This window comes from Streptomyces sp. DSM 40750 (genome assembly GCF_024612035.1).
Classification (GTDB): domain Bacteria; phylum Actinomycetota; class Actinomycetes; order Streptomycetales; family Streptomycetaceae; genus Streptomyces.
Window position 1 is genome coordinate 8,630,360 of record NZ_CP102513.1, and the last position, 16,692, is coordinate 8,647,051.

Here is a 16,692-nt window from a genome sequence, read left to right on the forward strand (position 1 = left end):
AGCCCATGTACGGCGCCGCCTTCGCCGCCGACCCGGCCGCCGCCTACCGGCGGCTGCGGGGGCACGGGCCCACCGCGCCCGTGGAGCTCGCCCCCGGGGTGAAGGCCACCCTCGTCACCTCGTACGAGGCCGCCCTGCACGTGCTGCGGAGCACGGAGACGTTCGCCAAGGACCCGCGCCGCTGGAACGACCTGAACGACGGCACCGTCCCCCCGGACAGCCCCGTCGTACCGATGATGATGTACCGGCCCAACGCCCTGTTCTCCGACGGCGAGGAGCACCGGCGGCTGCGCGGCGCCATCACCGACAGCCTGGCCCGGGTCGAACCCAACACCCTGCGCGGCTATGTCGAGCGCAGTGCCGACACCCTCATCGACCGGATCGCGCCCACCGGCAAGGCTGACCTCCTCGGCGAGTACGCCCAGGTCCTGCCCCTGCTCGTCTTCAACCACCTCTTCGGCTGCCCGGCCGAACTCGGGCTGAAGCTGGTCGAGGGCATGTCCGCCATCTTCGACGGGGTGGACGCCGAGCGGGCCAACGAACTGCTCACCGCCACGCTCTTCCAACTGGTCACGCTGAAGCGGAACAAGCCGGGGCCGGACGTGACCTCGTGGCTCACCCTGCATCCGGCCCGGCTCACCGACGAGGAGATGATCCACACGCTCGTCGTTCTCATGGGCGCGGGCACCGAGCCGCAGCAGAACCTCATCGCCAACGGGCTGCGCCTGCTGCTCTCCGACGACCGCTTCGCGGGCGATCTGTCCGGTGGCAGCCTCCCCGTCGAGGACGCGCTCGACGAGGTGCTCTGGACCGACCCGCCGATGGCCAACTACGCCGTGCACTACCCGAAGCGGGACGTGATGTACGAGGGCGCGCTGCTGAAGGCCGGCGACCCGGTCGTCGTCTCGCTCGCCGCCGCCAACACCGACCCGGCCCTGACGAACGATCAGCGGGCGGGCAACCGCGCCCATCTGGCGTGGAGTGCGGGCCCGCACAACTGCCCCGCGCAGAGCGAGGCCCGGCTGATCGCGTCGGTGGCGGTGGAGAAGCTCCTCGACCGGCTGCCTGACGTCGAACTCGCCGTACCGGTGGGGCAGTTGGAGTGGCGTCCGGGCCCGTTCCACCGGGCGCTCGCGGCGCTGCCCGTGACGTTCCCGCCGGCGCCCGTGGTCGGCGCGGCGGCAGAGGTACCCGTATCGCCCATGCGCCGCTCCGAGGGGCCGTACGGCGGTGCCTCCGGCGCGCGGGTGCCGGCGGAGCCCAGCCGTCCGAAGAGCGGCTGGGCCAAGCTGCTGGCCTGGTGGCGCGGGGAGTAGCCGAACCGTCCGCGGCGCCCCTCGGGCGCCGCGGACGCGGGGATGTCCGTCAGGCGGTGTGGACGGGAGATGTCCGTCAGGCCTTGCGGACGGGCAGACGGCGGTGGCCGTTGGAGATGAACGACTCCACGTGACCCAACTCCTCCTCTGCGGCGCTCAGTTCGAGCGACGGGAACCGCTCGAAGAGCGCCGGGAGCGCGATGCGGGCCTCCAGGCGGCCGAGCGGGGCGCCCAGGCAGTAGTGCACCCCGTGGCCGAAGGCCAGGTGTTCCTTGTCGGCACGGGTGACGTCGAAGACGTCGGCGTCCTTCCCGTGCCGCTCGGGGTCGCGCCCGGCGGCCGCGTACGCGGCCAGGATCGGGTCGCCCTTGGCGATCACCACGCCCTCGGGGCCGCCGAACTCGGCGAGGTCGAGGTCCTCCACGGCGTAGCGCAGCGGCAGGCTCGCCACCGGCGCCTGGAGCCGCAGCGTCTCCTCGATCACGTCGTCCCAGGTCGCGCGTCCTTCCCGGACGTGGGCGAGCTGCTCGGGGTGGGTCAGCAGGGAGTGCACGGCCTGGTCGAGGAGGTTGACGGTGGTCTCGTGCCCGGCGCTGACCACCAGCACCAGGGTGTCGAGCAGTTCCTGCTCGCTGAGCCGGGTGTCGTCCTCGTCGCGGGCCGCGATCAGCCCGCTGGTGAGGTCGTCGGCCGGCGACTCCCGCTTGGTGGCGACGAGTTCTCCGAGCACGCCGTACATCCGCTCGTAGGCGGCGGTCATCTCACCCGGCCCGGCGGACGTGTCGAACAGCTTGTCCACCAACTCCTTCAGCACCAGCCCCCGTTCCTCGGGCAGGCCGAACAGCTCGCTGATCACCTGGATCGGCAGCGGGTAACAGAACTCCTCCCGCAGGTCGACCGTCTCCCCGCGCCGGAAGCCCTCCTCGACGCGGTCGAGCAGCTCCTTGGTGATCTCCTCGATGCGCGGCTGCAGCGCGGCCGTCCGACGCGCCGTGAGCGCCTTGGAGACCAGGATCCGCAACCGTTTGTGGTCACCGCCGTACGCGGTGAACATGTTCTGCACCGCGACCCAGGTGAACAGCGGCCACTCCGGGGTGATCTCACCGGCGGCGAACCTCGGCCAGTGCTGCCGCGGGTCCTTCGAGACCCGGGGATCGGTGAGCAGTCGCTTGAGCAGATCGGGGCTGCTCACCGCCCAGGCCTCGACATCGTGCGGCCCTGGAAGAACGACCCGGGTCGCCGGACCCGTCTCGCGGATACGGGCGGCCTCACCGTGGATGTCACGGCCGGTCGCGTCAATCACCAGGGGGCTGGGGTGGCCCATGGGGGGTCCTCCTGCGGTCGAAAGAGTCCAACAGCGCAACGTAGAAGCCCGGTCACGCTACGGCTCGGTAGCGTCGCCGGGCGAGCACGCGCGCCGCGCGCTGCGTACGGCGGCAACTTCCCTGCGCGTACTCGCAAGTTGGGTCCGGGACCGGATCCTAGGATCGGCCTCACCCCCCATGAAGAGCCGGTGAGTGCCATGACTGTCAGCAGGGCCCCGCGCTGGATGTGTTACTACAGCCCCGAAGTACGCACCGTGCCGGCCGGGCGCTGGTGGAACGCGATCCGCGTCCCGGTCGCCCTCGGCAGCCTCGCGCTGCAGTCCCTCGGTGACGAGACGGGTGCCGTGATCAAGGACGGCTACGGCGGCATCATGTACTGGCTGGTCCCACCGGGCGACGCGTCCGAGTGGCGGATGGCCGACGTCCAGGTCCTCGGCCGGGGCAGCCACGTGGCGGTCCCACCCCTGCGCCGCACCTCGGGCCCCGGCCTCTACTGGCGCGTCCCGCTCTCCCACGACCGCTACTGGACCGACACGGAACGCCTCCGCTCGGCCCTGTCCGAGGCCGCGGTCACCGCCGCCCCGTAAACGCCGGACCCCGCACCCCTGCTTCGCTTTTGAGGGGCGCGGGGAACTGCGCGAACAACGCCAGACAACCAATACCCGCCGAACAGCCTCAACTGCCGAGCTCTGCGGCGTGCTTTTCCCGCCGTTTCGCGGAGCGCCTCGGTTCCTGGTCCGGCAGCCAGCCGAAGGCCAGAACGCTGCCGACCGCCCCCAACAGCAGGCCCACGACGAACCCGCCGATGTTCGACGTGAGCCAGGTGCCCAGCGAGAGCATGATCCCGAGGATGGAGTAGAACAGGCGCTGAGCGGGGTTGAAGATGATCAGCGACCCGCACACGATCATCAGCGAGGGCAGGAGGTAACCCGCCAGGCCCTGCATCCCGATCTTCAGGATGACCGGAAGCGGCGCTTTCATGGTCACCAGGATCTCGGCGCCGCCCAGCACCAGCAGCAGGCCACCGGCGAACGGCCGGTGCCCTCTCCATTCCCGGAACCGGCTCACTGCGGGCAGCCCTCGCTCGTGAAGCTCATGTGCAGGTCGGGGAGCTTGAAGACGGCCGCGGTGGCGGCGTAGTTGTGCTGGTACAGATCGGTGATGACCACCGAGTCGGCCTGCTGGCCGTAGACCCCCGGCGGGCCCTGCTGGTCGACCTTGTCGAACGTGCTGGAGTCGCGGCCGATCTCGATGTTGTTGAAGGAGGCGTCGCCCGAGATGTCGTCGGAGTCGATCGCCAGGTTCTTCACGCTCACCGGTGTGGACTTGTTGCCGGCGGTGAGGACCAGCTGGATGCCGCCGAGGTCGACGCTCTGGCAGAGGTTCGTCAGCTTGCCGTTCTTCACGACCGACGTCACGACCAGCACCTGACCGCCGGTGTCGCCCTCGTTGGGGCTGTTCTCGATCATGTGGTCGAGCGAGCCGAACTGGGCGAAGCCCTGACCCTCCAGCTTGTCGGCCGTGACCACGAACGGCATGCCGGAGATGGCGAACTGGACGCCCAGGGCGCCCTGCGCGGTGAGAATCATCAGACCGGCGGCGATCGCCGTGGCCGGCACCGCCATCACGGCGGCGCGCTTCAGGCGGACCCGCCCGCGTCTGCCTGACGCTTCGGGACCCTCGGGTCTTTCGTTGGTGGACGCCGTGGCGTCCGAGGACGAGGCCATGTGTGCTCCCTGGACTTCCAAAGTCATTGCAGATGAAGCTTCAACGGCACGTTGTCCTGGCGCGGACAGCGGTTGCGGCGCACACCTGAGTGCACCTCCCGTGGGTGCAAGGGCTTACTTGCTACGCCGCAGTAGCCATTCGCGAAGTTACCGGTGGTTACATTCAAGGGTCAAGGCGCTTGTGGCAAAAGGATGTTGGTTGTGCGGCACCTGTGAAAGGTGAACATCGCTCACCTTTGAGTTTGTGGCCCGAGGCCTTCGTTTTCGGCCCTCGCCGCGACCCCCGCCAATCACCAACTTCCTTGCAATGCCTTGACGTTGACTCTCTCGCAGGTCTACAACTCTCCCGGGTTTCCCCCACGGATCCGTGGCGCCGGATCCGACGCGCAGCGCATGTCACCGTCCCGAACTCCTCGTCGCAGGCGAAGTGTGGGGTGACACAACCTGAACGCACTGCGCGGCCCGACGCAGCACCACCCCTCGCCGCGGTGCCGGGCACGGTCGCCTTCCCCTCCACTGGGCCGTGTCCGTTCCCCCGGCAGTCGCTGCCGATCCGTCACGTACGGAGAAGGCGTGTCACGGATCGGCAGCGACCGTTCGGCGCCGTGCGGCATCGCCGCGTTCCCCCGCGCGAACGGTGTCCTTCCGCGCGTCATCACCGCAGCCCGCGTCTTCCGAGGGCTGTCACCCGCACCCGCCGAGGGCCGTCATCTGCGGCCCTCGCTTCCTGAGAAGAGGCACCCCCATGCGTACGCGATCCCTCCTTGCCCTCGCCGCGACCACCGCCGCCCTGATGGTGTCGGCCGTCAGTCCCGCCTCCGCCGCCGACACCGTGCTCACCACCGGCGGCCTCGCCGGCGACGCGGTCGCGGTCGGCGACGTGCTCAACGCGTCGCTGGCGTCCGGTACGACCGGCAAGTTCTACTCCAGCGCGACGGGCACGAGCGGCGTCTCCTGCGCCGAGTCGACCTTCACCGCCACGGTCACCGACAACCCGGCCGCGCCCGGCACGGCCACCGAGCGGGTCGACGCCCACACCTTCGGCAGCTGCACCAGCAACGTCGTCGGCGTGCTCGGCGTCACCGGCGTCACGGTCAACAACCTGCCCTACACCACCACCGTGACCTCGGACGGCGTCGTCACGGTCAGCCCGGCGGCGGGCTCGGTCCTCCAGACCACCGTCGTGCTGCGCACCCTGCTGGGCAGCATCACCTGCGTCTACCAGGCGGCCGCGATCACCGGCACGTCCAGCAACGACGACAACAGCATCAACTTCACCAGCCAGCCGTTCACGAAGACCTCCGGCTCGTCCCTGTGCTTCAGCACCGGCTACTTCACCGCGAAGTACGCGCCCGTCACGGACGCCACCCAGGGCGGCGCGACGGTCTACACCAACTGACGCAAGGCACCGGTCGGCTGCTCGACCGGTGCCGGATCGCCTGCCTGATCAGTCGCCGATACGAGAGCGGTGCCTGCGTCCGCGGAGGAAGAGGGCGGTGCCCACGGCGAGCACCAACGCCGTGGCGCCGCCCGCCACCAACGGCACGGAGGCGCCGCTCTCGTCGGTCGTGGAGGCGACGGGACTGCCGGGGTCGGCCGCCTGCGCCTCGTCGTCGGCGGCTTCGGCGGGCGGCGCCTGCGTGGACTCCGTCGGCGCGGTCGTGGCGGGCTCGGACCTCTCGGCCGCCGGCTTCTCGGACGCGGTCTCCTCGCTCCCGGCGGGCGTCTGCTCCGAACTCCCGCCGCCTGCCCCGGCGTTGGCCTGCTTAGCCTTCGGGAACACCACGTCCGAGCACGAGTAGTACGTGTCGACCGTGCTCGTGTTCTGCCAGATCGTGTACAGCACATGGTGCCCGGCCCGGTCCGCCGGCAGCTTCGCCGAGAACTCGTAGGAGCCGTTCTTCAGCGGTGGGTCGGTGATCGAGGCGAACGGCTTGCCGGGCAGATCGGACCACTTCAGCGGTTCGGTGGGGTCGTAGCCCGGTTTCGTCAGGAACAGCTTGAAGGTCCCGGTGTGCGGGATCGTCGACCGGTACGTCAGGTCGAGTGTGGTGCCGGGGGAGAGGCGGGTCGAGGGCCAGTCGGCGCGGGCCAGGTCGAGACCCCTGTAGTCCGCGAGCCCTCCGCTGCACAGCTTCCCGTCCGGGACGACCTCCCGGTCGCGCCCGTTCACCCCGGCGATCCGCATGTTGTCCCACGCGGTGAAGGGGGCCCCGTTCGCGGCGATCGCCGCCTCGCACGCCGCCGACCCCTGACTGCCGCCCTCGGGCGAGCACGCCGACACCCGGCTCACCGGATCGGTCGGCGCGCCGTGCGCCCAGGCCGGGGTGACGGCCCCCGCGGTGAGGAGCAGCGGGGCCACGACGGTGGCGGCGGCGGTCGTGACCGCGGTGCGTCGGCCGGTGGTGCGGCAGGCGGCGGTGCGTCGGCCGGCGGTGCGGCGGGCGGACAAGCGGTGCATCCGGTACGTCCGATCCATGGGGATGGGGGGCTGGCGGTCCACCGAGTCGTACGGGACCCGAGGGTGCCGCGTTCAACACCGCGACCGTGTTCGACCGGTCGGATCCAGCCATGCGCCGGGCGCCGGCACGGCCTCGGCAAACCCGGCGAAGCGGCACATCCGGGCCCGACTGCCGGGCGGCGTAGGGGAGTTCACCGGGGGTCGAGGGTTTTCCCCGTATCCCGATGACCTGCGCCTTGCCTAATGTCATCGCACAGCCGAACCACAGGTAACCCCTGGTGGCACGGCTCGCGCCTGGCCGGCCTTCGCGCCAACCCTTTCTGGACCCCCCGCCGCTTCGAAGAAGAAGCGTTTCACTGCCGCTCCTCCCCTGACATGAGCAGGCCACGAAAGGCGAAGCCCTTGCGTACCTCCACCTCCCGTACCGCCGGACGGAAGCTCATATCCGTCGCCGCGGTCTCCGTCGCCCTGGTGGCGGGCATGACCTCCTCGGTCGCCGTCGCCGCCCCGTCCGCCAAGGCCGATGCCGCCACCGCCGGTGCCACCGAGGCCGCGCCCGGTACCACCGCCGAGCGCCTGATCGTCGGCTACAAGTCCGGCGCCGCCGAGGCCAAGTCGAACAAGGCCGCCGACGCCGACGCCGTGGCCAAGGGCAAGGAGGCCGGCGAGAGCCTCGACTTCCAGCGCCGGCTCGGCAGCGGAGCGGCCCTCGTCGACCTGGGCGAGGACCTCACCAAGGCCGACGTCGCCGATGTCGTCGCCGAGTACCAGGCCGACCCGCAGGTCGCCTATGTCGTCCCGGACCGCCTGAACAAGGCGCTGGCCACCCCGAACGACACCGAGTACAGCAAGCAGTGGGACCTCTACGAGTCCACCGCGGGCATGAACCTGCCGGGCGCCTGGGACAAGGTCACCGGCACCGGAGTGACGGTCGCCGTCATCGACACCGGTTACGTCGCGCACTCCGACCTCGCCGCGAACATCGTCGGCGGCTACGACTTCATCGCCGACACCGCTGTCTCCAACGACGGCAACGGCCGTGACAGCAACCCGGCCGACCCGGGCGACTGGACCTCGGACGGCGAGTGCGCCACCGACTGGACGGCCACCACCTCCTCCTGGCACGGCACGCACGTCGCCGGCACCATCGCCGCCGTCACCAACAACAGCAAGGGTGTCGCCGGTATCGCCTACGGCGCCAAGGTCTCCCCGCTGCGCGTGCTCGGCAAGTGCGGCGGCTACGACTCCGACATCATCGACGCCATCACCTGGGCGTCCGGCGGCACCGTCTCCGGTGTCCCCGCCAACACCAACGTCGCCAAGGTCATCAACATGAGCCTCGGCGGTGGAGGTGCCTGCACCACCGCGACGCAGACCGCGATCAACGCCGCCGTGAACCGCGGCACCACGGTCGTCGTCGCGGCGGGCAACAGCAACGCCAACGCGGCCAACTACTCGCCGGCCAGCTGCAGCAACGTGATCTCGGTGGCGGCCACCAACCGCGCCGGCTCCCGCTCGTACTACTCCAACTTCGGCTCGGTCGTCGACATCGCGGCCCCCGGCGGCGAGACCCGCACCACCACGTCGGGCGGCATCCTGTCCACGCTGAACACCGGCGCCTCGGGCCCGGGCAGCGAGACGTACGACTACTACCAGGGCACCAGCATGGCCGCCCCGCACATCGCGGGCCTCGCCGCGCTGCTGGAGTCGGCGAGCTCCGCGCTGACCCCGGCCCAGATCGAGTCCGCGATCAAGACCAACTCGCGTGCTATGCCGGGTACTTGCTCGGGCGGTTGCGGCGCGGGTCTCGCCGACGCGGCCAAGACGGTGCAGGCGGTGACCGGGGGCTCCGGCGGGGGCTCCACGGGGGGCACCACCTTCACCAACGCCACGGCCGTCTCCATCCCGGACAACGGCGCGGCGATCGAGTCCTCGATCTCCGTCACCGGCCGCACCGGCAACGCGCCGTCGACCCTCCAGGTCGGCGTGGACATCACCCACACCTACCGCGGTGACCTGGTCCTGGACCTGGTGGCCCCCGACGGCTCGACCTACCGTCTCAAGGCCTCCAGCTCGGACTCCGCCGACAACCTGGTCACCACCTACTCGGTGAACGCCTCCAGCGAGGTCGCCAACGGCACCTGGAAGCTCCGCGTCCAGGACGTCGCGGCCCAGGACACCGGCCGGCTCAACAGCTGGAAGCTGACCTTCTGAGCCCTCGGCCGACAGGCCGGGCCCACTGACCGCCACCCCCCACTGCCGGCGGCCGATCGATGCGAGCGGGCATCGGTCGGCCGCCGGCGCATGTGTGTTCGACCGTTAGCGTATGCGCATGTCGACAGAGAAGACTGAGACGTACGGGCGGGCCGAAGGGCCGGTCGCGGCGGTGTGTCCCGGCTGTGGCGGTACGGGCCCGGCGGTGCGCACGGTCGCCGACGCCTGTGCCGATCCGGAGTCGCGGAGCGGCGGCCTCACCGACCGGCTGGAGAAGAGCCCGGGCGTGCATTCGGGATCCGACAGCGTCGTGCACTTCCTCGAAGGCATGGTGATGGCAGGCATCGGCGTCGGCCTCGCCTACAGCGGCGTACAGAACGACAAACCGCTCTACACGGTCGGCGGTTCGCTCCTCGCCGTGCTGCTGTTCATCGGCACGATCTGGGTGATCCGTGGCGAGAGGCGTGAACGGAGGGCCGTCCTGGCCGGCGAGGCGCACGCCGAACGACTGTGGAGCCCCGCGCACCACTGCTCGTCGTGCGACTCGGTGTTCTACCCCGGCGGCAGCCCCTGTCCGGGCCCGCTGACGCCGGAGCAGTTCAAGAAGTACGTGTGGACCGAAGCCGGCTACGGCAAGCAGCTCGACAACAAGGTCAAGGGTGTCTCCCTGCCGCCCGGCATGCCCTCCGGCCCCGGAGGAACCCCCGGCCATGCCTGACACCGCACCCGTGATCCGCTGCGACACCCCGGGCTCCTTCCCGCACAGCGTCCTCGCCGAACGGCATCCCGCCCTGATCCGCAAGGTCCAGGACGCCACCCCCTACGGCCCCGGACAACGCCGGGCCCTCGACGAGTTGCTGGAGAACACCCTCCACGGCACCGTCGAACCACCGGCCGACGACGACTGGTGGGACACCTGGAACGTACGCCGCCACGCCGGCCGGTCCTGGTTCTCCCTCCCCTTCCTCGTCGCCGAGAGCTGCTTCTACCGCCAACTCCTCCGTGCCGTCGGCTACTTCGGCCCCGGCCCCTGGCAGGGCACCGACCCGTTCCGCCCCTTCAAGCTCGCGGAACTGGACACCCCCGAGGCGGCCGCCGAGCTCACCGCCCTCGGCATCCTGGCCGAACACCCCCTCCCCGACCAGCTCAAGGCACTCCTCCACGGCTCCCTCTGGGGCAACCGCGCGGACCTGGGCTTCCGCATCCAGACCGCTGAGGAGAACACCGCCGCCGACTCCCAACTGGTCGCGGACGACAGCGCGTCGCTGATGTCGTTGCTGACGGGCGACGGCACGGGCGCGGGCTCCGGACCCGGTGGGAGAACACTCTGCCTGGTCGCCGACAACGCGGGCCGCGAACTGATCCCCGATCTCCTCCTCATCGACCACCTCCTCGCACACGGCCACTTCGACCGTGCCGTACTGCACCTGAAGCCGTACCCGTACTTCGTCTCCGACGCCACCACCGCCGACACCCTCGACGCCGTACGCCATCTGGTCGCCGCGGAGACCGACGCCGGGCACCGCCTGTGGTCCGCCCTGTCGGACGGCCGCCTCATCCTCCGCGCCCATCCCTTCTCCTGTGCCCCCTTGCCGTACGCGGACATGCCGGCCGACCTGCGCGACGACTTCGCCTCCGCCGGCCTGACCCTCCTCAAGGGCGACCTCAACTACCGCCGTCTGGTCGGCGACCGGCTCCGGCCGCCCATCACCCCCTTCGCGGAGGTCACGGCCTACTTCCCCGGCCCGGTCGCCGCCCTGCGCACCCTCAAGTCCGATGTGATCGTGGGCCTGACCGCGGAGACGGAGGCCGCGCTCGTGGCCGCCGAGGGGCAACGCTGGCGTACGAGCGGGACCCGGGCACTGATCCAGGTCAGGGTCTGAGCGAGGCGGTTGTGCTCCCAGGGGCGCACCGGCGAGCGGACCTGGGGAGGGCAGTACGCACGGGAGGCCGAGAAAGTCAGCCGGAGAGGAAACGGCCCGGATTCACGCGATGGTGTGATCATGTGCGCCTGTGCGGATGCCCGCCGAAGGCCACGGGTAGGGCCCGGCCATGACGCAGCCGTTCGAACTCCCGCACTTCTACATGCCGTATCCCGCACGGCTGAACCCCCACCTCGAAGAGGCCCGCGCCCACTCCTCCGAGTGGGCGCGGGAGATGGGCATGCTGGAGGGCTCCGGCGTATGGGAACAGGAGGACCTGGACGCGCACGACTACGGTCTGCTGTGCGCGTACACCCACCCCGACTGCGACGGCCCGGCACTCTCGCTCATCACCGACTGGTACGTGTGGGTGTTCTTCTTCGACGACCACTTCCTGGAGCTCTTCAAGCGTTCCCAGGACCGCGCCGGTGGCAAGGCCCACCTCGACCGGCTCCCGCTCTTCATGCCGCTGGACCTCTCCCCCCCCGTACCGGAGCCGCGAAACCCGGTGGAGGCGGGCCTGGCCGACCTCTGGGCGCGTACGGTGCCGTCGATGTCGATGGACTGGCGCCGCCGTTTCGCCGTGGCCACCGAGCATCTGCTCAACGAGTCGATGTGGGAGCTGTCCAACATCAACGAGGGCCGGATCGCCAACCCGGTCGAGTACATCGAGATGCGCCGGAAGGTCGGCGGCGCCCCCTGGTCCGCCGGTCTCGTCGAGTACGCGACGGCCGAAGTCCCGACGGCCGTCGCCGAGTCGAGGCCCCTGCGGGTCCTGATGGAGACGTTCTCCGACGCGGTCCATCTGCGCAACGACCTGTTCTCGTACCAACGGGAGGTCGAGGAGGAGGGCGAGAACAGCAACGGCGTGCTCGTCCTGGAGACCTTCTTCGGCTGCGGCACCCAGCAGGCCGCCGAGACCGTCAACGACATCCTCACCTCCCGGCTGCACCAGTTCGAGAACACCGCGCTCACCGAAGTACCCGCGCTGGCCCTGGAGAAGGGCCTCACCCCGGACGAGGTCACCGCCGTCGCGGCGTACACGAAGGGGCTGCAGGACTGGCAGTCCGGCGGCCATGAGTGGCACATGCGGTCCAGCCGCTACATGAACGAGGGGGCCACCTCCTCGCGCGGCCCGCTCGACTTCGGCGGCGCGGTCCTGTCCGGCCCCGCGCTGGTCACCCGGGCCGGGTTCGGCACGTCCGCCGCCGACATGGGCGCGCTGCTCGCGACCGCCGCGGCGGAACGGCTGCGCGCCCATATGCATGTGCCGTACCAGAAGGTCGGGCCCTCCCAACTCCCGGATTTCTACATGCCGTTCAAGGTGGAGCTCAGCCCGCACCTGGACGCCGCCCGCCCCCGGCTCATCTCCTGGACGCACGAGATGGGCATGCTGAGTGAGGGCGTCTGGGACGAGGAGAGGCTCGCCGCCGCCGACCTTCCGCTCTGCTCGGCCGGCCTCGACCCGGACGCGACACCCGAGCAGCTCGACCTGAGTTCCCGCTGGCTGGCCTGGGGCACCTACGGCGACGACTACTACCCGCTCGTCTTCGGCCACCGCCGCGACCTCGCGGCCGCCCGCCTGACCACGGCCAGGCTGTCCGACTGCATGCCCGTCGCGGGGGAGCAGGTCCCCGTCCCGGTCAACGGCATGGAACGGGGACTCATCGACCTGTGGGCGCGTACGACGGCGGGGATGACCCCCGACGAGCGGCGCACCCTGAAGGCGTCGGTCGACAAGATGACGGAGAGCTGGGTGTGGGAGGTGTTCAACCAGATCCAGAACCGCGTCCCCGACCCGGTCGACTACCTGGAGATGCGGCGCGCCACCTTCGGCTCCGACCTCACCCTCAGCCTGTGCCGGATGGGTCACGGCCCGCAGATCCCGGACGCGGTCTACCGCAGCGGCCCCGTCCGCTCACTGGAGAACGCGGCCATCGACTACGCGTGCCTCATCAACGACGTCTTCTCGTACCAGAAGGAGATCGAGTACGAGGGTGAGGTCCACAACGCGATCCTCGTCGTGCAGAACTTCTTCGGCTGCGACTACCCGACCGCGCTCGGTGTGGTCCATGACCTGATGACCCAGCGGATGCGGCAGTTCGAGCATGTCGTCGCCCATGAACTCCCCGTCGTCTACGACGACTTCGGGCTGTCGGAGGAAGCGCGCGCCATCATGGACAGCTATGTGACCGACCTGCGGAACTGGCTGTCCGGCATCCTCAACTGGCACCAGCAGGTGGACCGCTACAAGCCCGAGTTCCTGGCCCGCCGAGCCCACGGCTTCGTCCCGGACCGGCCACCGGTCCTGTCGTTCGCGCCGGTTCACGCGGGCTGAACCCATGCTCGGCGGAGGCCGGTCGAATCCCCGGCCGGCTCACGCCGGCTGACTCTCCGCCGCCCGGGCCGTGTGCTCGACCGCGGCCCGGGCGAAGGCCCGCACGATCGGGTGCGGGCGGCTGCCGTCGCCGGCGAGCTCCGGTTGGAAGAGCGTGGCCAGGAAGAAGGGGTGGCCGGGCAGTTCGGCGATCCGCACATGCCCGTCCTCGTCGTGCCCGGAGAACCGCAGACCGTGCGCGCGCAGGGCGTCGAGGTGACGGGTGGGACCGTACGCGCAGAAGTACCGCTCGACCGACCGCTCGGCGTTCATCACGGACTGCGCGAGCGAGCCGGGCTCGATGACGACCGTCGCCTCGTGCCCGACCAGGGAACAGGCGAGCGGCTCGATCAGGAAGTCCTCGGCCTCGGGGTCGGTCTCGGCGTGCGCGACCCGGGTGAGGCCGCACACCTGACGGGCGTACTCCAGGAGCGCGTGCTGGAAGCCGCCGCACGTGCCCAGGAACGGGATGCCCTCCTCGCGCGCGGTCCGGATCGCGGAGAGCACACCGGCCTCGCTGCGGTAGGGGCTGCCCGGCAGCACCCACACCGCGTCGAAGCCCCGCACGGCTTCCGCGTCGTCGGCGGCGTCCTCGGAGGGGATCCAGTAGGCGTCGAGGACGAGCCGGTCGCGCCGGGCGAGGGCGTCGAGGAGCAGCGGAACACGGCTGTGGGAGACGACGTCGGGGGAACGGTCGCCGACGAGGGCGAGCCGGGCGGACCGGGCGGCGGGGGAGGAGGCGGGCTGAGCCGCGTCGTTCGTCATGCCCGTCATCCTGGGCGCGGCCCCGACGTCACGTCCAACGATGATTTCTGTACCCTCGATAAGCGCTGCTGATGGGCGGGTCGGCGGGTTGACTGTCGGGCCGACCGAGGGGCCGAGGGGTGGGCCGGCCGATGAATTGCGCGATCCTGTCCGCCATGCACCCGCATCTGCTGCGTACGTACGTCACCGTGGCCCGCCTCGCCTCCTTCTCCGAGGCGGCGCGTGAGCTGGGCTACACCCAGTCCGCGGTGTCCCAGCACATCGCCACGCTCGAACAGGACCTCGGCGCCCCGCTGCTGACCCGCCGCCCGGTCGTGCCCACCACCGCCGGCGAGCGGCTGCTCGAACACGCGGGGCCCCTGCTGCTGCGCCTCGACGCGGCCCGCGCCGACGTCGTACGGATGGCGGCCGCACCCGAGCACGGGCTGACCCTCGTGGTGACTCCGACGGCGCTCGGCCCCCGTACGATCGCCGCGCTGCCCGCCGCCGGTGTGACCCTGCGGACCCTCGCCCGCGACGAGATCCCGGCGGCCGTCGCCACGGGCACCGCGGACCTCGGCCTCGTCGACGGACTCGCCGCGCCCAGCGACCCCCTCCGCCTCCCCGATGTGGCACCCCTGACCACCCGTGGCGTCGGGGAGGAACCCGTCTGCGTGCTCCTCCCCGCCACCCACCCCCTCGCCCGTCGCCCCGGGCTCCGCCTCGCCGACCTCGTCGACGCCCGCTGGCTCGATGCCCCCGGCGCGGGCCTCCCGCTGGACCGGCTCCGCGCGACGAGCGGCACCGGTGGCGTCCGCACCGCCCTCCGCTACGAGGGCACTGACCTGCGCACCCTCACGACCCTCGCCGCCGCCGGACACGGACTGACCGTCCTGCCCCGCGGCTTCGCCGCCGACGTCCCCGGCGCGGTCGCCGTCCCCCTCGTCGAACCGCGCCTCGTGCACCGCACGGAACTCGTGTACGGCGGCATGCCGAGCGGAGGGGCGGCGGCCCTGGTGCGGGAGCTGACCGGGCCGCGGGCGACATGACGGGGGTGACGTGACGTAGGCGACGGGATCTAGGTGACGGAGCGTCAGTCTCACTCTTTCGTGGCTCGTCGCGCCGTAGTGCGCCGGGTAGGTCTCCGGCCGGAGGCGACACCATGGAACAGACCGCGTTGAGACCCAAGCCCATGCCGGGTCAGGAGCCCCGCGGCGGCCGCCCGTCCGGCACCGCACGGCGCCCGCACGCCGCACCCCGCCGCGCCCGGCAACGACTGATCACCCTGCTGTTCGCCCTGATCACCTCCACGGTCCTCGTGCTGTCGGGCGTCGGCCTCGGCACGATGGGCGCCACGGTGATCGGCATGAGCAGGCTCGCGGAGCCGCGGGCGGGGGCGGGGGCGGGGGCGTCGGAGCCTTCGGCTGGGGCGGGAGACAGTGGCCGGGCGCAGCCCAGCGCCTTGGCCTCACCTCCGAGAACTCCGGGCGAGGGAGGCTCGGCGCCCGCACACCCCACCCTCGGCATCGAGGCCGTCGACGCCTCCGGAGGCGCGCTCGTCGTCGGCGTCCATGTCCCCGGCCCCGGTTACAACGCGGGCCTGGTCCGCGGCGACGTCGTCCTCGCCCTGGGCGCGACCCGGACCGGCTCGGCGGCCGACCTCGCGCGAGCGATCGCCGCCGCGCGCCCCGGCGTGGGGGTGAAGCTCGTGGTGCGGCACGCGAACGGCGACCGCCAATATCTGGCGGCCGTACCCGGGGTCGTCACCTGAGGCACCTGCCTCGAACTCCTACGCCACCCTGAAGTGGCTCGTCAGCCGTCCCTCGTCGTCCAGCACATGGAAGGCGAGCCCGGGCGGTGCCTCCCGGTCCGCTACCTGGTCGCCCTCCCAGGGCAGCCGCAACGTCCAGGTGACCCCCGGCCCCACCACGAGCGGACGTCCGGCGAAGGTCGTCGCGGCGGGGGTGTGGGCGTGCCCGGTGATGAGGCCCGCGATCTCCGTCCGGCGGGCCATCAGCCGGGCCAGGGCGGCGGGCCTGCCCAGTTGGTAGGTGTCCGGCAGCGGGTGGTGCAACGCCACCGGGGGGTGGTGGAAGGCGAGCAGGACCGACCGCTCGCCGTCGAGCTCGTCGAGGGTCTCCTCGATCCAGGTGTACGTCTGCGCGTCCAGCTCGCCCTCGTCCTGCCCCGGAATGCTGGAGTCGCACATCAGCACGGCCGCGTCCGCGAAGACGTGCGCGCTGTTGACCGGCCCGTCGGCGGCCGGCTCCCCGAGCAGCGCCTTGCGGTAGGGCGCCCGGCTGTCGTGGTTGCCCGGGCAGGTGAGCACAGGGAAGGGCGCGCCGCCCTCCCGCAGGCCCAGGATGCTCGCCGCCTCCTCGTACTCGGCCTCCGTGCCGTGGTCCGCGATGTCCCCGGTCACCAGCAGCGCGTCCACCCGTCCCGGCAGCCCCCACAGCAGATCCCGTACCCGCTCGGCCCGCCGGGTCGCCCGCTCGCTCCCGTCCAGATGCAGATCACTGATGTGCGCGAGTACGAGCATCGTCGTACGCCTCCCTCGGGGCGGTGCCTTAATGGAACAGCTGAATCCAAGCATTAGCTCTAAC

The 16,692-nt window shown here is 71.1% G+C and carries 15 protein-coding genes; 9 read left to right on the forward strand and 6 right to left on the reverse strand.

Annotated features, from left to right (window positions below):
* The first annotated feature begins 5 nt into the window (after positions 1 to 5).
* On the forward strand, positions 6 to 1,316 hold the full coding sequence (locus JIX55_RS38260; RefSeq protein ID WP_257569616.1) for a cytochrome P450: 1,311 nt from the start codon (positions 6 to 8) through the stop codon (positions 1,314 to 1,316).
* A 76-nt stretch (positions 1,317 to 1,392) separates the two neighbouring features.
* Here JIX55_RS38260 and JIX55_RS38265 read toward each other — a convergent pair whose 3' ends face one another.
* Entirely contained in the window at positions 1,393 to 2,640 is a 1,248-nt protein-coding gene (locus JIX55_RS38265) for a cytochrome P450 family protein (protein ID WP_257567797.1), read from the reverse strand.
* 198 nt (positions 2,641 to 2,838) lie between these two features.
* On the opposite strand from JIX55_RS38265, the gene JIX55_RS38270 reads away from it, so the two are divergent.
* Entirely contained in the window at positions 2,839 to 3,228 is a 390-nt protein-coding gene (locus tag JIX55_RS38270; RefSeq protein WP_257567798.1) for a hypothetical protein, read from the forward strand.
* An 88-nt stretch (positions 3,229 to 3,316) separates the two neighbouring features.
* On the opposite strand, the gene JIX55_RS38275 is transcribed toward JIX55_RS38270, so the two are convergent.
* Positions 3,317 to 3,709 (reverse strand): DUF6114 domain-containing protein, encoded by a 393-nt coding sequence (locus JIX55_RS38275; RefSeq protein ID WP_257567799.1) that lies wholly within the window; start codon positions 3,707 to 3,709, stop codon positions 3,317 to 3,319.
* A complete protein-coding gene (locus JIX55_RS38280; RefSeq protein ID WP_257567800.1) occupies positions 3,706 to 4,368 on the reverse strand; it encodes a DUF6230 family protein in 663 nt (220 codons plus the stop codon). The genes JIX55_RS38275 and JIX55_RS38280 overlap by 4 nt, the downstream gene beginning before the upstream one ends.
* Positions 4,369 to 5,113: 745 nt before the next feature.
* Between JIX55_RS38280 and JIX55_RS38285 the strand changes: the two genes are divergently transcribed.
* Positions 5,114 to 5,767 carry a Tat pathway signal sequence domain protein gene (locus JIX55_RS38285; RefSeq protein ID WP_257567801.1) on the forward strand — a complete coding sequence of 218 codons (654 nt, stop codon included), beginning with the start codon at positions 5,114 to 5,116 and terminating at the stop codon, positions 5,765 to 5,767.
* A 48-nt stretch (positions 5,768 to 5,815) separates the two neighbouring features.
* Here JIX55_RS38285 and JIX55_RS38290 read toward each other — a convergent pair whose 3' ends face one another.
* On the reverse strand, positions 5,816 to 6,829 hold the full coding sequence (locus JIX55_RS38290; RefSeq protein WP_257567802.1) for a lytic polysaccharide monooxygenase auxiliary activity family 9 protein: 1,014 nt from the start codon (positions 6,827 to 6,829) through the stop codon (positions 5,816 to 5,818).
* A 402-nt stretch (positions 6,830 to 7,231) separates the two neighbouring features.
* Between JIX55_RS38290 and JIX55_RS38295 the strand changes: the two genes are divergently transcribed.
* From JIX55_RS38295 to cyc2, 4 genes are all read left to right on the forward strand, one after another.
* Positions 7,232 to 9,043 carry a S8 family peptidase gene (locus tag JIX55_RS38295; RefSeq protein ID WP_257567803.1) on the forward strand — a complete coding sequence of 604 codons (1,812 nt, stop codon included), beginning with the start codon at positions 7,232 to 7,234 and terminating at the stop codon, positions 9,041 to 9,043.
* A 118-nt stretch (positions 9,044 to 9,161) separates the two neighbouring features.
* Positions 9,162 to 9,761 (forward strand): hypothetical protein, encoded by a 600-nt coding sequence (locus JIX55_RS38300; RefSeq protein ID WP_257567804.1) that lies wholly within the window; start codon positions 9,162 to 9,164, stop codon positions 9,759 to 9,761.
* Complete coding sequence (locus tag JIX55_RS38305) at positions 9,754 to 10,926, forward strand: damage-control phosphatase ARMT1 family protein (protein ID WP_257567805.1); 1,173 nt, start codon at positions 9,754 to 9,756, stop codon at positions 10,924 to 10,926. The genes JIX55_RS38300 and JIX55_RS38305 overlap by 8 nt, the downstream gene beginning before the upstream one ends.
* Before the next feature lie 169 nt (positions 10,927 to 11,095).
* Positions 11,096 to 13,303, forward strand: a complete 2,208-nt coding sequence (gene cyc2 / locus JIX55_RS38310; RefSeq protein ID WP_257567806.1) for a germacradienol/geosmin synthase Cyc2 — start codon at positions 11,096 to 11,098, stop codon at positions 13,301 to 13,303.
* Positions 13,304 to 13,342: 39 nt separating this feature from the next.
* Here the strand turns inward: cyc2 and JIX55_RS38315 are convergent, their stop codons facing one another.
* Positions 13,343 to 14,107 carry a CTP synthase C-terminal region-related (seleno)protein gene (locus tag JIX55_RS38315; protein WP_257567807.1) on the reverse strand — a complete coding sequence of 255 codons (765 nt, stop codon included), beginning with the start codon at positions 14,105 to 14,107 and terminating at the stop codon, positions 13,343 to 13,345.
* 155 nt (positions 14,108 to 14,262) lie between these two features.
* Here JIX55_RS38315 and JIX55_RS38320 point away from each other — a divergent pair, with 155 nt between their 5' ends.
* Complete coding sequence (locus tag JIX55_RS38320; protein ID WP_257567808.1) at positions 14,263 to 15,135, forward strand: LysR family transcriptional regulator; 873 nt, start codon at positions 14,263 to 14,265, stop codon at positions 15,133 to 15,135.
* A gap of 113 nt (positions 15,136 to 15,248) precedes the next feature.
* Positions 15,249 to 15,857 (forward strand): S1C family serine protease, encoded by a 609-nt coding sequence (locus JIX55_RS38325; RefSeq protein WP_257567809.1) that lies wholly within the window; start codon positions 15,249 to 15,251, stop codon positions 15,855 to 15,857.
* An 18-nt stretch (positions 15,858 to 15,875) separates the two neighbouring features.
* Here the strand turns inward: JIX55_RS38325 and JIX55_RS38330 are convergent, their stop codons facing one another.
* Positions 15,876 to 16,628: a metallophosphoesterase gene (locus JIX55_RS38330; protein ID WP_257567810.1), complete on the reverse strand. Its 753-nt coding sequence runs from the start codon at positions 16,626 to 16,628 to the stop codon at positions 15,876 to 15,878.
* Positions 16,629 to 16,692 lie beyond the last annotated feature (64 nt).

What these genes read in the sequence shown, in the direction of transcription:
- JIX55_RS38330 (WP_257567810.1), bottom strand. Translation starts at nt 16,628, where the DNA reads ATGCTCGTACTCGCGCACATCAGTGATCTGCATCTGGACGGGAGCGAG.
- JIX55_RS38285 (WP_257567801.1), top strand. Translation starts at nt 5,114, where the DNA reads ATGCGTACGCGATCCCTCCTTGCCCTCGCCGCGACCACCGCCGCCCTG.
- JIX55_RS38300 (WP_257567804.1), top strand. Translation starts at nt 9,162, where the DNA reads ATGTCGACAGAGAAGACTGAGACGTACGGGCGGGCCGAAGGGCCGGTC.
- JIX55_RS38315 (WP_257567807.1), bottom strand. Translation starts at nt 14,107, where the DNA reads ATGACGAACGACGCGGCTCAGCCCGCCTCCTCCCCCGCCGCCCGGTCC.
- cyc2 (WP_257567806.1), top strand. Translation starts at nt 11,096, where the DNA reads ATGACGCAGCCGTTCGAACTCCCGCACTTCTACATGCCGTATCCCGCA.
- JIX55_RS38280 (WP_257567800.1), bottom strand. Translation starts at nt 4,368, where the DNA reads ATGGCCTCGTCCTCGGACGCCACGGCGTCCACCAACGAAAGACCCGAG.
- JIX55_RS38265 (WP_257567797.1), bottom strand. Translation starts at nt 2,640, where the DNA reads ATGGGCCACCCCAGCCCCCTGGTGATTGACGCGACCGGCCGTGACATC.
- JIX55_RS38290 (WP_257567802.1), bottom strand. Translation starts at nt 6,829, where the DNA reads ATGCACCGCTTGTCCGCCCGCCGCACCGCCGGCCGACGCACCGCCGCC.
- JIX55_RS38325 (WP_257567809.1), top strand. Translation starts at nt 15,249, where the DNA reads ATGGAACAGACCGCGTTGAGACCCAAGCCCATGCCGGGTCAGGAGCCC.
- JIX55_RS38320 (WP_257567808.1), top strand. Translation starts at nt 14,263, where the DNA reads ATGCACCCGCATCTGCTGCGTACGTACGTCACCGTGGCCCGCCTCGCC.
- JIX55_RS38270 (WP_257567798.1), top strand. Translation starts at nt 2,839, where the DNA reads ATGACTGTCAGCAGGGCCCCGCGCTGGATGTGTTACTACAGCCCCGAA.
- JIX55_RS38305 (WP_257567805.1), top strand. Translation starts at nt 9,754, where the DNA reads ATGCCTGACACCGCACCCGTGATCCGCTGCGACACCCCGGGCTCCTTC.
- JIX55_RS38260 (WP_257569616.1), top strand. Translation starts at nt 6, where the DNA reads ATGTACGGCGCCGCCTTCGCCGCCGACCCGGCCGCCGCCTACCGGCGG.